This window comes from Massilia sp. ZL223, from assembly GCF_018119395.1.
Classification (GTDB): domain Bacteria; phylum Pseudomonadota; class Gammaproteobacteria; order Burkholderiales; family Burkholderiaceae_D; genus Telluria.
On the sequence record NZ_JAGPWD010000030.1, the window covers coordinates 18,814 to 31,927 of the forward strand.

General features: G+C 63.7%; 13 protein-coding genes and 1 other RNA gene. 7 read left to right on the plus strand and 7 right to left on the minus strand.

The window, feature by feature from the left end:
• Positions 1–58: 58 nt before the first annotated feature.
• Positions 59–367: a c-type cytochrome gene (locus KBW95_RS17625; protein WP_211525514.1), complete on the minus strand. Its 309-nt coding sequence runs from the start codon at positions 365–367 to the stop codon at positions 59–61.
• Positions 368–545: 178 nt separating this feature from the next.
• Between KBW95_RS17625 and KBW95_RS17630 the strand changes: the two genes are divergently transcribed.
• A complete protein-coding gene (locus KBW95_RS17630; protein WP_211525513.1) occupies positions 546–770 on the plus strand; it encodes a TIGR04438 family Trp-rich protein in 225 nt (74 codons plus the stop codon).
• Between the two features lie 184 nt (positions 771–954).
• Here KBW95_RS17630 and ilvD read toward each other — a convergent pair whose 3' ends face one another.
• Positions 955–2,640, minus strand: coding sequence for a dihydroxy-acid dehydratase (gene ilvD / locus KBW95_RS17635; protein WP_211528903.1), 1,686 nt, complete (start codon positions 2,638–2,640; stop codon positions 955–957).
• Positions 2,641–2,762: 122 nt separating this feature from the next.
• On the opposite strand from ilvD, the gene KBW95_RS17640 reads away from it, so the two are divergent.
• Together KBW95_RS17640 and lgt are read left to right on the plus strand one after the other, a co-directional pair.
• A complete protein-coding gene (locus KBW95_RS17640; protein WP_211525511.1) occupies positions 2,763–3,662 on the plus strand; it encodes a LysR family transcriptional regulator in 900 nt (299 codons plus the stop codon).
• Positions 3,663–3,664: 2 nt separating this feature from the next.
• Positions 3,665–4,474: a prolipoprotein diacylglyceryl transferase gene (lgt, locus tag KBW95_RS17645; RefSeq protein WP_211525510.1), complete on the plus strand. Its 810-nt coding sequence runs from the start codon at positions 3,665–3,667 to the stop codon at positions 4,472–4,474.
• Between the two features lie 56 nt (positions 4,475–4,530).
• On the opposite strand, the gene KBW95_RS17650 is transcribed toward lgt, so the two are convergent.
• The gene (locus tag KBW95_RS17650) at positions 4,531–5,334 is read right to left on the minus strand and encodes a sulfite exporter TauE/SafE family protein (protein WP_211528904.1); all 804 of its coding nucleotides are present in this window, start codon (positions 5,332–5,334) and stop codon (positions 4,531–4,533) included.
• A 494-nt stretch (positions 5,335–5,828) separates the two neighbouring features.
• Between KBW95_RS17650 and KBW95_RS17655 the strand changes: the two genes are divergently transcribed.
• Both KBW95_RS17655 and KBW95_RS17660 read left to right on the plus strand, forming a co-directional pair.
• Positions 5,829–7,199, plus strand: a complete 1,371-nt coding sequence (locus KBW95_RS17655) for an HlyD family secretion protein (RefSeq protein WP_229429844.1) — start codon at positions 5,829–5,831, stop codon at positions 7,197–7,199.
• A 76-nt stretch (positions 7,200–7,275) separates the two neighbouring features.
• Complete coding sequence (locus KBW95_RS17660) at positions 7,276–9,420, plus strand: peptidase domain-containing ABC transporter (RefSeq protein WP_211528905.1); 2,145 nt, start codon at positions 7,276–7,278, stop codon at positions 9,418–9,420.
• A 5-nt stretch (positions 9,421–9,425) separates the two neighbouring features.
• Here the strand turns inward: KBW95_RS17660 and KBW95_RS17665 are convergent, their stop codons facing one another.
• The 4 genes from KBW95_RS17665 to KBW95_RS17680 form a co-directional block, all read right to left on the minus strand.
• Positions 9,426–9,884: an EVE domain-containing protein gene (locus tag KBW95_RS17665; RefSeq protein WP_211528906.1), complete on the minus strand. Its 459-nt coding sequence runs from the start codon at positions 9,882–9,884 to the stop codon at positions 9,426–9,428.
• An 85-nt stretch (positions 9,885–9,969) separates the two neighbouring features.
• A non-coding RNA gene (gene ssrS, locus KBW95_RS17670) (6S RNA) lies at positions 9,970–10,151 on the minus strand.
• Positions 10,152–10,196: 45 nt separating this feature from the next.
• Complete coding sequence (locus tag KBW95_RS17675; RefSeq protein WP_211525506.1) at positions 10,197–10,508, minus strand: cell division protein ZapA; 312 nt, start codon at positions 10,506–10,508, stop codon at positions 10,197–10,199.
• A complete protein-coding gene (locus KBW95_RS17680) occupies positions 10,505–10,744 on the minus strand; it encodes a hypothetical protein (RefSeq protein WP_211525505.1) in 240 nt (79 codons plus the stop codon). The genes KBW95_RS17675 and KBW95_RS17680 overlap by 4 nt, the downstream gene beginning before the upstream one ends.
• Positions 10,745–11,111: 367 nt before the next feature.
• On the opposite strand from KBW95_RS17680, the gene groES reads away from it, so the two are divergent.
• Together groES and groL are read left to right on the plus strand one after the other, a co-directional pair.
• Complete coding sequence (groES, locus tag KBW95_RS17685; RefSeq protein WP_005665652.1) at positions 11,112–11,402, plus strand: co-chaperone GroES; 291 nt, start codon at positions 11,112–11,114, stop codon at positions 11,400–11,402.
• Positions 11,403–11,447: 45 nt separating this feature from the next.
• Entirely contained in the window at positions 11,448–13,094 is a 1,647-nt protein-coding gene (gene groL, locus KBW95_RS17690; protein ID WP_211525504.1) for a chaperonin GroEL, read from the plus strand.
• Positions 13,095–13,114 lie beyond the last annotated feature (20 nt).

Consider the following 13,114-nt stretch of genomic DNA (forward strand, 5'->3'; position numbering starts at 1 on the left):
CCCAACAAAAAAGCGCGCTCTGCTCACGCAGGCGCGCTTTTCTCGCGATGGGACAGGCTTACTTGGTAGCCAGGACCCACTTGACCAGGCTGCGTGCTTCCGCTTCGCTCACCTGCGGGTTGGCCGGCATCGGCACCGGACCCCAGACACCTGCGCCACCCTTCATGACCTTTTGCACCAGCTTGTCTTCCGCGGCTTTCTGGCCGGCGTACTTGGCTGCAACGTCTTTATAGGCAGGACCGACCAGCTTGTTCGCCACGGCATGGCAAGCCATGCAGTTCTTGGCTTTCGCCAGGTCGGCTTGTGCGAACGCGCTGGTGGACGCGAGGGCCGACAACACAACACACAACATCAGGGAGCGTTTCATTTGTTTCTCCAGGTTTAACACGATGAGGATAGTACAGGGTTTCGCTCTGTCCTACATCAACCGATACACTCTGTAACGATGAAGCAACGGGAATGGTTGACTTAGCAACAAGGAATTACAAAGAATTTCCGTGTGGCATTATTTTTCTGTAAGATGTATGGATGGAAGGAGTTTTGTCATGCCCTTGATCATCCTGATTGCCGCTCTCGTGACCCTGCGTGGGCTGGAAGTGTGGCGTTTTGCCGAGTTGTCCTGGTGGTATATCGTCGGGTTGATGGTGTTCGCCTTTATCTGGTTCGAGTTCATCGAGAAGATGCTGGGGCTGGACAAGAAGAAAGCGCATGATGTGCAGGACAAGAACCGGCAGGATCGGGTGAAGCAGGCGTTCTTGAAGCGCAAATAACGGAAACGGCGGGTTGAACCGCCGTTTGTTTTTTTGCCGGTCTGCTCATGCAAACTTGGGTCCCGGCCTTCGCCGGGACGATGTTGTTTTATTTCACCTGTACCCTCAAGACCGTCGTTCCGGCGAAGGCCGGAACAATGCCACTGGCATTGTTCCGCCCAAGTTTGCGTGCAGATCCGCTGCGCTAATCCGTCACCGCCCCCTTACTCGCACTCGACGTCAGCTTCGCAAACTTCGCCAGCACCCCGCGCGTGTACTTCGCCGCCGGCTTGGTCCACGCCGCCCTCCTCCGCGCCAGCTCGTCCTCGGGCACGTTCAGCTGGATCAGCAACTGGTGCGCATCGATCGTCACCGAATCCCCTTCCCGCACAAGCGCGATCGTCCCGCCGTCGAAGGCTTCGGGCGACACGTGCCCCACCACCATGCCCCAGGTCCCCCCGGAAAAGCGCCCGTCGGTGATCAGGCCCACCGACTCGCCCAGCCCCTTGCCGATCAGCGCCGACGTCGGCGCCAGCATCTCCGGCATCCCCGGTCCGCCCTTGGGTCCCAGGTAGCGCAGCACCAGCACATCGCCCGGCTGGATCCCGTTCGCCAGGATCACGTCCATGGCCGACTGCTCGTCGTCGAACACCCGCGCCGGCCCCGTGATGGCCGGGTTCTTGAGGCCCGTGATCTTGGCCACCGCCCCGTCGGGCGCCAGGTTGCCCTTCAGGATCGCCAGGTGGCCCTCGTCGTACAGCGCCCGCGACAGCGGACGGATCACGTCCTGCCCCGCAGGCGGTTCGGATGGCACATCGGCCAGCTCCTCGGCCAGCGTGCGCCCCGTGATCGTCATGCAGCCGCCATGCAGCAGCCCGGCATCGAGCAGCAGCTTCATCACCTGGGGAATCCCGCCCGCGCGGTGCAGGTCGGTGGCCACGTACTCGCCCGAGGGCTTGAGATTGCAGATCACCGGGACCTTGCGCCGCACGCGCTCGAAGTCGTCGAGCGACCATTCCACCTCGGCGGCATGGGCGATGGCCAGGTAGTGCAGCACCGCGTTGGTGGACCCGCCGGTGGCCATGATCACCGCCACCGCGTTCTCGATGGATTCACGGGTGATGATGTCGCGCGGCTTGAGGTCGCGCTTGACCGCCTCGACCAGCACGCGCGCCGATTGCGCCGCCGAGCCGACCTTCTCGTCGTCCGGATTGGCCATGGTCGATGAATACAGCAGCGACATGCCCAGCGCCTCGAACGACGACGACATGGTGTTGGCCGTGTACATGCCGCCGCAGGAGCCGGATGAAGGACAGGCGTTGCGCTCGATGCCCTCGAAGTCCTCGCGCGTCATGCGCCCGGCCGTGAATTCGCCCACCGCCTCGAAGGCCGAGACGATGGTCAGGTCCTTGCCCTTCCAATGGCCCGGCTTGATCGTGCCGCCGTAGACGTAGATGCCGGGCACGTTCAGGCGCGCCAGCGCGATCATCCCACCGGGCATGTTCTTGTCGCAGCCGCCGATCACGACCACGCCGTCCATCCACTGGCCGTTGACGCAGGTCTCGATGCAGTCGGCGATCACCTCGCGCGAGATCAGCGAGAACTTCATGCCCTCGGTCCCCATCGACATGCCGTCCGAAATGGTCGGGGTGCCGAACACCTGCGGATTCGCACCGGCTTCCCTGACCGCGGCGATGGCCACGTCGGCCAGTTTCTGCAGGCCGGAATTGCAGGGCGTGATGGTCGAGTGGCCGTTGGCGACGCCGATCATCGGCTTCTCGAAGTCTTCCTCGCGATAACCCATCGCGTAGTACATCGAGCGGTTCGGGCTGCGGGCCACGCCTTCGGTGACGTGGCGGGAACGGCGGTTGTAGCGCGCTTGATCGGCCATGGCGGACTCCTTCAAGGACAGGCTGCCAGCATGCCTTGGCCTGGATGACAGGTCAAACCGGGCTGCGTGCGTGTAATATGCTGATCAAATCACCGCCCTCAATCCATACACTGTACGTATCGATGACTCCGGAACTGCGCCAGCTGCGCCATTTCGTCACCGTCGCCGAAGAGCTGCACTTCGGCCGCGCCGCCGCGCGCCTGCACATGACCCAGCCGCCGCTGTCGCAGAGCATCGCCGGCCTGGAAGAGCTGCTGGGCGCGCCCCTGTTCCTGCGCAACCGGCGCCAGGTCACGCTCACGCCGGCCGGCAGCGCCCTGCTGCCGGAGGCGCGCCGCATCCTGGAGGAAGCCGGCGCCCTGCCCGAGCTGGTGCGCCGGGTCGCCTCGGGCGAGGCGGGACGCCTTGGCTTGTCCTTCGTCACCACCGCTGGCCTGTCGGTGCTGCCGGCCGTCCTGCGCCGCTACAGCGCCGCCTACCCGGCGGTGCGCATGGTGCTGCAGGAAGCGACTTCGGACGTCCAGTTCGAGGAGCTGCTGCAGGGCCGCATCGACGCCGGCTTCGTGATTCCGCCGCTGCCGCCCGACGACTTGCTGGAGTACCGCCGCATCGTCGAGGAGCCGCTGATCCTGTGCGCCCCCAGCGGGCTGGAAGCGCTGCGCGGGGAAGGACCGGTGCGCCTGCGCGACCTGCCGCCGCTGCCGCTGGTGATCTTCCCGCGCGCGGTGGCCCCGGCCCTGCACGACGCCATCCTCGCTTGCTTCCGGGCGGCCGGGGTGACGCCGGTGATCGGGCAGGAAGCGATCCAGATGCAGACCATCGTCAGCCTGGTCTCCGGCGGCATGGGCTTGGCACTTGTGCCACAATCCGTGTCGAACCTCATGCGTCCCGGCGTAGAATACCGTGCCCTGCTGGACGCCACTCCGCTGGCCGAGACCGGCCTGGCTTGGCGGCGCGACAATGCGTCCCCGGTGCTCAAGGGCTTTTTGAACCTCTTGTTTGAGACTGAATCGAAAGACTGACTATGCTTGTTCACCCGCAGCCGAACCCGATCGCGTTTTCCGTCGGCCCGGTCGACATCCACTGGTACGGCCTGATGTACGTGGTGGCCTTCGCCCAGTTCCTGTTGCTGGGCCGCCTGCGCATCCGCCAGCCGCACATCGCGGCGCAAGGCTGGACCAAGGACGACCTGGACGACATGCTGTTCTATGGCATGCTGGGCGTGATCCTGGGCGGGCGCCTGGGCGAAGTGCTGTTCTACCAGCCGCTCTACTTCCTCGAGCATCCGCTCGAGATCTTCATGGTCTGGAAAGGCGGCATGTCCTTCCATGGCGGCTTCCTGGGCGTCTTGATCGCCATGGCGCTGTGGGCGCACCGGCGCAAGCGCAACCTGCTGGACGTGTACGACTTCATCGCGCCGATGGTGCCGCTGGGGTACGCGGCTGGCCGCATCGGCAACTTCATCAATGCGGAGCTGCCGGGGCGCCTGGCCGATCCTTCGCTGCCCTGGGCCATGCTGTGGCCGGGCGTGGAAGGCCCGCGCCACCCGTCGCCGATCTACCAGTGCCTGGTCGATGGCGTGCTGGTGTTCCTGATCCTGTGGCCGTTCGCGCGCAAGGCGCGCCCGCGTCTCGCGGTGGGTGCGCTGTTCACGCTGCTGTATGGGTGCGCGCGCTTCTTTACCGAGTATTTCCGGGTGCCGGATTGGGAGATCAGCGTGGCGGGGCTGCCGATCACCTCGGGGCAGATGCTGTCGCTGCCGATGATTATCGCGGCGCTGGTGATGCTGGCCTGGGCATACAAGCAGCCGGGGAATCGAGCTGTTCACGCCTAAAAACAACTTGGGTCCCCGCGAAGGCGGGGACCCATGTTCGTTGAACTGTCCCGCTCTCAGTTCACCGCCTTCCAAAACATGTAAGCCGCCAGCGCATACAGAATCACCGCAAACACCTTCTGCAGCTGCCGCACCGGCATCTTGTGCGCCGTCCTCGCCCCCAGCGGCGCCATGGTCACGCTGGCCAGCACGATGATCGCTAGCGCCGGCAGGTAGATGAAGCCCAGCGAATACGCCGGCAGCCCCGGCTCTCCCCACCCCCAATAGATATTCGACAGCGTCCCCGACAGCGCAATCGGAAACCCGAGCGCCGCGCTGGTGGCCACCGCATTGTGAATGCGCACGTTACACCAGGTCATAAAGGGCACGGACATGAAGCCCCCGCCCGCCCCCACGATCCCGGACAGCACGCCGATCCCGCCACCCACCGCGAACATTCCCGGCGCCTTGGGCAGCTCGCGCGTCCCTGCCGGCTTTTTCCCGACCAGCATCTGGGTCGCCGAGAAGGCCACGAACACGCCAAAGAAGATCGCCAGCACCGAGGAATTCATCTGCTTGCCGATCCACGGCCCGATCCAGGAACCGACCAGGATGCCCGGCGCCAGCAGCTTCACCACCCGCCACAGGATCGCCCCATGCGCATGGTGCGCGCGCATCGAGGACAGCGAGGTAAACAGGATGGTGGCCAGCGAGGTCGCGATCGCCATGTGCACCACCAGGTCGGGAGAGAAACCGCGCGCCGTGAAGATCATGGTAATGAAGGGCACCAGGATCATGCCGCCGCCGATGCCAAGCAGGCCGGCCGCGAAGCCGCCGAACGTGCCCATCGCCAGCAGGGCCAGAATCAACCAGACGTCCATCACATTCCCTTTGCTGCCGGAGCGTGATCCGCAGGCGATGATTCGACAAATAGACTTGCAAGCATTAATACACCAATAAAATTGAAATATGAAGAAAGCGCCAGGCGGATAAGCGGTTTATCCGGCGGGGGAAATGATGATGCATAAGGACCGGCATCGGCGAGACAAGCTGAATATGCCCGAGGCACAGTGTACCACCCGGTGCATCGGCCGATCCGCGCCAAGACTGCCAGGTTCTATTGCAACCATGCCAATTGCAATTCCCCTTGTATTCACAGGCGCCAGCGTAAATGCGCTGAAATATGCATGACGGTTCATTTCGCCATCCCGGCACGCATCGCATTCCTTCATTCCGATCCCCTCCGCATAACCTGAGGCTAAAACTGTTGTATCTGGCTTTTCTTCCTTGCGATGTTTTATTAGCGAATGCCATACTCGGGACATAACGCTAATACGCAGCGGCGGTCCTGATCGGATTCGTTGGATGCGAGTTTTTGAGAGACATTGCTTTGCGCGACACCGTCAGCACCTCGCATGATGATGCGAAAGACTCACCAGAGAAGCAGCCTTCCGAAACTGCCAAGCAGCCTTCCGAGCCTGTAGCCAAAACGCTGTTCCGCCAGCAGGCCGTCGAGCATGTGATGGTGCGCCAGTACGGCACCGTCATCCTGACCCGCCCGGTCAGCCATGCGGTCCTGACCGGCGTGTTCGTCACCCTGGCCTTGCTCTTGATCGCCTTCTTCGCCTTTTTCGAGACCACCCGCAAGGCCCACATCCAGGGCATGCTGGCCCCGGCCGCGGGCGTCACCCGGGTCTACTCGAACCAGGCCGGCGTCATCCGCGAAGTCCGCATCAAGGAAGGCCAGCAGGTACGCGAAGGCGATATCCTGTTCGTCGTGTCCAGCGAGCGCGGCAGCGCCGATCCGCGCTCCACGGAAGCCCTGATCTCCGAATTGCTGGTGCGCCGCCGCGACAGCTTCCGTACCGAATTGCAGCAGGCGAAAGTGCAGGCCGGGCATCGCCGCACCGCCTTGCAGCAGCGCGCCAAGGACCTCGAAGGCGAGATCCAGCGCCTCGACAACCAGGCCCTGATGCAGAAGCAGCGCATCTCCCTGTCCGAACAGACCGTGGCGCGCTTCGCCCAGCTGAAGGCGACCAACTACATCTCGGCGGCGCAGTTGCAGGAGCGCGAAGCCGAGCTGCTCGACCAGCGCCAGCGCCTGCTCGAGATCGACCGCGTGCGCTCCGCCACCCGGCGCGACCTGACGGCCACCCGGGCCGAGGAACAGGACATCGCGGTGCAGGCGCTGCGCGACGAGAACGCCTTGCGCCGCAACGCGACCACGCTCGAACAAGACCTGACCGAGAACGAAGCGCGGCGCGAGATCCCGATCCGCGCGCACCTGAGCGGCACCATCACCGCGATCACGGCGAACCTCGGCCAGACCGTGGGCGGCGCGACCTCGCTGGCCTCGATCCTCCCGGATGGCAGCAAGCTGGAAGCGGAAATGTACGTGCCCTCGCACGCGGTCGGCTTCATCAAGCCGGGCATGACGGCCCTGCTGCGCTACCAGGCCTTCCCCTACCAGAAGTTCGGCCAGCATCCGGCCCGCGTGCGCGAAGTGGCCACCACCTCGGTGCGTCCGGACGAGCTGCCCACCTCGGCGGCGGCGCTGCCGGGCGCATCCCAGTCCGAGCCGGTGTACCGCATCCGCCTCGAGCTCGACAAGCAAACTGTCCAGGCCTACGGCGCGCCGATGCCGCTGCGCTCGGGCATGCTGGTCGACGCCAGCGTGCTGCTCGAGCGCCGCAAGCTCTACGAATGGGTGCTGGAGCCGCTGTTCAGCATTTCAGGCCGCCTGTAATCACACAAGCTTTTCTCAATCATCCGCTGGCCGCGGCGAGTGCGCCGCGTCCAGCCCAGCTTGATCGCCATCGAGTATGCAATTTCCTCTTCTTTCCCAGCTAGCCTTCTGGAACACCCGCCGCCTGCCGGTGCTGCTGCAGACCGAGGGCGCCGAATGCGGCCTCGCCTGCGTCGCCATGGTCGCCAGCTACTGGGGCCACCAGATCGACATCCCGAGCATGCGCCGCCGTTTCGCGGTGTCGATGAAGGGCGTCAACCTGAAGGGCCTGATGGCCATGGCCACCGGCCTGTCGCTGCAAACGCGCCCGCTCAAGCTGGACCTGCAGCACCTGCCGGAACTGAAGCTGCCCTGCATCCTGCACTGGGACCTGAACCACTTCGTGGTCCTCAAGTCGGTGTCGGCCAGCCATGTCGTGGTCCACGATCCGGCCGTGGGCGAACGGCGCATGCCGATGGCGGAATTCGCCAAGCATTTCACCGGCATCGCGCTCGAGCTGACGCCGACCGCGCAGTTCGAAGCCAGGGAAGAACGCCAGCAGTTCTCGCTGATCTCGCTGATGGGTCGGGTGGTCGGCCTGCGCCGCGGCCTGCTGCAGATCCTGGCGCTCGGGCTGGCCCTGCAGGTGTGCGCCCTGATCGCGCCCTTCTACATGCAGTGGATCGTCGACGAAGCCCTGCTGGCCTCGGACCGCGACCTGATCACGGTGCTGGGCTGCGGCTTCCTGCTGCTGGTGCTGCTGCAGACCGCGATCGGGGCGGTCCGCTCCTGGGTCACCACGGTGCTGTCCACCAGCCTGAACCTGCAATGGCTGGGCAACGCCTTCGCCCACCTGCTCAAGCTGCCCCTGCCCTATTTCGAGAAGCGCCACACCGGCGACATCGTGTCGCGCTTCAGTTCGATCCAGCGCATCCAGACCAGCCTCACGACCCAGTTCGTCGAAGGCGTCATCGACGGCGCGCTGGTGCTGGGCACCCTGATCATGATGCTCCTGTATAGCACCACCCTGGCGGCCGTGGCCTGCGTGGCGGTGGTCCTGTACGCGCTGCTGCGCTGGTCGATGTACCGCCCGCTGCGCGACGCCAACTCGGAACAGATCATCCACGCCGCCAAGCAGCAAAGCCATTTCATGGAGACGGTGCGCGGCATGCAGAGCATCCGCCTGTTCGGCCGCAGCGAAGAGCGCCGCTCGGGCTGGATGAATTCGCTGACCGATGAGTTCAACGCCCAGCTGCGCATCGCCAAGCTGTCGGTCTCCTACCAGACCGCCAACACCCTGCTGTTCAGCGGCGAACGCGTGATCGTGATCTGGCTCGCGGCCCTGGCCGTGCTCAGTAACGAGTTCTCGATCGGGATGGTGTTCGCCTTCATCAGCTACAAGGACCAGTTCAGCCAGCGCATGGCGAGCCTGATCGACAAGCTGTTCGAACTGCGGATGATGCGCCTGCACGGCGAGCGCGTGGCCGACATCGTGCTGGCCGAAGCGGAACGCGACGACGAGGTCGCCGAAGTCGACGCCAGCCACATCATGCCGGCGATCGAGATCAAGAACCTGAGCTTCCGCTATTCCGACAGCGAGCCCGAAGTCGTGCGCGGCCTCAACCTGAGCATCCCCGCCGGGCAGTGCGTGGCGATCACCGGCCCTTCGGGCTGCGGCAAGACGACCCTGATGAAGCTGCTGCTTGGCCTGCTCACGCCGACCGGCGGCGAGATCCGCGTGGGCGGCGTGCCCCTCGGTTCGCTCGGGCTGGGGAATTACCGCCACATGCTGGGGACGGTGATGCAGGACGACACCCTGTTCGCCGGTTCGATCGCCGACAACATCAGCTTCTTCGATCCCCTGGTCGACATGCAGCGCGTCTACGGCTGCGCCGAACTGGCCGCCATCGCGCCCGAGATCGCCGCCATGCCGATGGCCTTCAACACCCTGGTCGGCGACATCGGCACCGGCCTGTCGGGCGGCCAGAAGCAGCGCATCCTGCTGGCGCGCGCGCTGTACAAGAATCCGAAGATCCTGGTGCTGGACGAAGCGACCAGCCACCTGGATGTGTGGAACGAGCAGGCCGTGAACCAGGCGATCGCCAGGATCCCGCTGACCCGCATCATCGTGGCCCACCGCCCGGAGACGATCAACATGGCGCAGCGCGTGATCGTGCTGCAGAACGGCCAGGTGCTCCAGGACGTGACCAAGCCCGTGCCCGAGGACAAGCAGGCCGCTTGACCGGTTTAAGCCCGGAACAAGCCTTCGATGAAGCGCCACTCGGCGGCTTCCACCGGCGAGACCGACAGGCGGCTGCCTTTGGCCAGCAGCTTCATCCCCTCCAGCTCGTGGTGGCTTTTCAGCTCGCCCAGGGGCAGCAGGCGGGTCTTCCTTACGTAGCGGATCTCGACCGAGAGCCACCTGGGGTTTTCCGGCGTGGCCTTGGGGTCGAAATAGCGGCTGCTTTCGTCGAACTGGGTCGGGTCCGGATACGTGGTGCCGACGATCTCGACGACGCCGGCGATGCCGATCTCGGCGCAGCTGGAGTGGTAGAAGAAGGCCAGATCGCCCACCTGCATCTCGCGCAGGAAGTTCCTTGCCTGGTAATTCCGGATGCCGGTCCATGCGAAGCTGCGCGCTGGTTCCGCGGCGATGTCGTCGATGCTGATGTCGTCCGGCTCGGATTTGAGCAGCCAATAGCGCATGGCGCCTCCTGACAAAAACAAACGCGCCGGTGGCAGCGCGCAAAAGAAAAGCGGTTGCGTACCGAGTGCGCAACCGCCTGTGTATTATTGCCCCGCCTGTGCCGTTTCTGCCGGCATCCCGAACCAGAACGGTTCAAGGTGGTCGCGGTCAGATCAATTTCGGGTTCGTCGGACTAGCGACGCTCACGCCCATCGAACGTGTTCCACAACCTATGCGTAAGAATGGTTCAAGGAATATATGGCAAATCTCGAACACCGCAGGGTAGTGCGCAGTTTACTCCCTTGGCCCGGCATGTCAAACGGTTTTGACCGTCAGGACAGATTTTCCTGCGGAGCGAGGGCCTTATCCAGCACCGTGTGCATGGCTTCCAGCTTCTGCTTGACTTCGAGGATGGACATGTCCGACAGCGGGCCCTGTGGCGATTTCACCGACAGGAATTCGGCCGCGACCGACAGCGCGGCCATGACAGCGATGCGGTCCGTGCCCTTGACCTTGCCCGAATCGCGCAGCGCGCACATCTTGCCGTCGAGGTAATGGACGGCTTCGCGCAGGGTGCGCTCCTCGCCCTCGCGGCAGGCCAGGCGGTAGGGCTGGCCCATGATGGTGACGTCGAGATGGATCATTGGGTGGCCTCGCTTTCGTCCGCACCGCCCTCGTCCGCCTCAGGGGCCGGCGGCAGCTGCCCGAGCAGCGCTTCCACGCGGCGCTGGGCTTCCTGCAGCCGCTCCTTGAAGGCGACGTTCTCGACGCTCAGCAAGTGGTTGGCCTGGCGCAGCAGGTAATTCTCGGCACGCAGCGACTGGGTCAGCTGGGCGAGCCGGTCGATTTTGTCTGAGAGGTCTTGGAATTCGGAAATCATTCGACACTATAGGACTGAGATGGTTTTTCCGTCAACCGAATCGCTGCACAAATGTCAATACCAGCCGGTGCGGCGAACCGTGCGGCACATGCGTGCGGCATGAAAGCGCCGCAGGGTGTACCCTGCCCGGCTTGGCACTCAGACAAGTGCCAGGAGCGGGCACATCCCTCCATTAGATTGTGCCATCGCAAAAAGATCAGTTAAACAAGCCACACTGTGGCTTGAAATGACAAATTATCGTCCCTATAATTAGCACTCGTTAGTAGAGAGTGCTAACAACTCTTTGCAGCCGACGCAGTCAGGCGACAAAACCTGATGCGGGGGCAATTGATAGCTAGTCAAACCATTGAAAGATAAGGAGTTTTGCATGAACCTTCGTCCTCTGCACGATCGCGTTATCGTGAAGCGTCTCGACCAGGAAACCAAGACCGCATCCGGCCTGATCATCCCTGATGCAGCCGCCGAGAAGCCGGACCAGGGTGAGGTGCTCGCCGTCGGCAACGGCAAAGTGCAGGATAACGGCCAGGTTCGTCCGCTGGAAGTGAAGGTCGGCGACCGCGTCCTGTTCGGCAAGTACTCCGGCCAGGCCGTCAAGGTCAACGGCGAAGAACTGCTGGTGATGCGCGAAGAAGACATCATGGCCGTCGTGGCACAGTAATCCCCTCCCTGACACACATTCACGAATCATTCGGAGATACAGAACATGGCAGCTAAAGAAGTAGTGTTTGGCGATATCGCACGCGCCAAGATGGTTGAAGGCGTCAACGTCCTGGCCAACGCGGTCAAGGTCACCCTGGGCCCGAAAGGCCGCAACGTCGTGCTGGAGCGCTCGTTCGGCGCCCCGACCGTGACCAAGGACGGCGTCTCGGTCGCCAAAGAGATCGAACTGAAAGACAAGCTCCAGAACATGGGCGCGCAGATGGTCAAGGAAGTCGCTTCGAAGACCAGCGACAACGCCGGTGACGGCACCACCACCGCGACCGTGCTGGCACAAGCCATCGTCCGCGAAGGCATGAAGTTCGTTGCCGCCGGCATGAACCCGATGGACCTGAAGCGCGGCATCGACAAGGCCGTCGCAGCGACCGTCGAAGAGCTGAAGAAGATCGCCAAGCCGACCACCACCTCGAAGGAAATCGCCCAGGTTGGCGCCATCTCGGCCAACTCGGAAACCTCGATCGGCGAGCGCATCGCCGAGGCGATGGAAAAAGTCGGTAAGGAAGGCGTCATCACCGTCGAAGACGGCAAGTCGCTGAACGACGAACTGGACATCGTGGAAGGCATGCAGTTCGACCGCGGCTACCTGTCGCCGTACTTCATCAACAACCCGGACAAGCAAGTCGCCGTCCACGAGAATCCGTTCGTCCTGCTGTGCGACAAGAAGATCTCGAACATCCGCGACCTGCTGCCGGTGCTGGAGCAAGTGGCCAAGGCCGGCCGTCCGCTGGTGATCATCGCTGAAGACATCGAAGGCGAAGCCCTGGCGACCCTGGTGGTCAACAACATCCGTGGCATCCTGAAGACCGTCGCCGTCAAGGCTCCGGGCTTCGGCGACCGCCGCAAGGCCATGCTGGAAGACATCGCCATCCTGACCGGTGGCCAGGTGATCGCCGAAGAAGTCGGCCTGACCCTGGAAAAGGTGACCCTGCAGGAACTGGGCCAGGCCAAGCGCATCGAAGTGGGCAAGGAAAACACCATCATCATCGACGGCGCCGGTTCGGCTGAAGCGATCGAAGCGCGCGTCAAGATGGTCCGCGTCCAGATCGAAGAAGCGACCTCGGACTACGACCGTGAAAAGCTGCAAGAGCGCGTGGCCAAGCTGGCCGGCGGCGTTGCCGTGATCCGCGTCGGTGCAGCCACCGAAGTCGAGATGAAAGAGAAGAAGGCACGCGTGGAAGACGCGCTGCACGCAACCCGCGCCGCCGTTGAAGAAGGCATCGTCCCGGGCGGCGGCGTGGCACTGCTGCGCGCACGCGCTTCGCTGGACATCAAGGGCGACAACCCGGACCAGGACGCAGGCATCAAGATCGTCCTGCGCGCCATGGAAGAGCCGCTGCGCATGATCGTCCAGAACGCCGGCGAAGAGCCGTCGGTCGTGGTCGCCGCCGTCCTGAACGGCTCGGGCAACTACGGCTACAACGCCGCCAACGGCACCTACGGCGACATGGTCGAAATGGGCGTGCTGGATCCGGCCAAGGTCACCCGCTCGGCGCTGCAGAACGCAGCCTCGATCGCCGGCCTGATGCTGACCACCGACTGCATGGTCTCGGAAGTCGTTGAAGACAAGCCGGCCGGCGGCATGGGCGGCATGGGCGGTATGGGTGGCATGGGCGGCATGGACGGCATGATGTAATTGCCTCTGGAGCCCGGCGC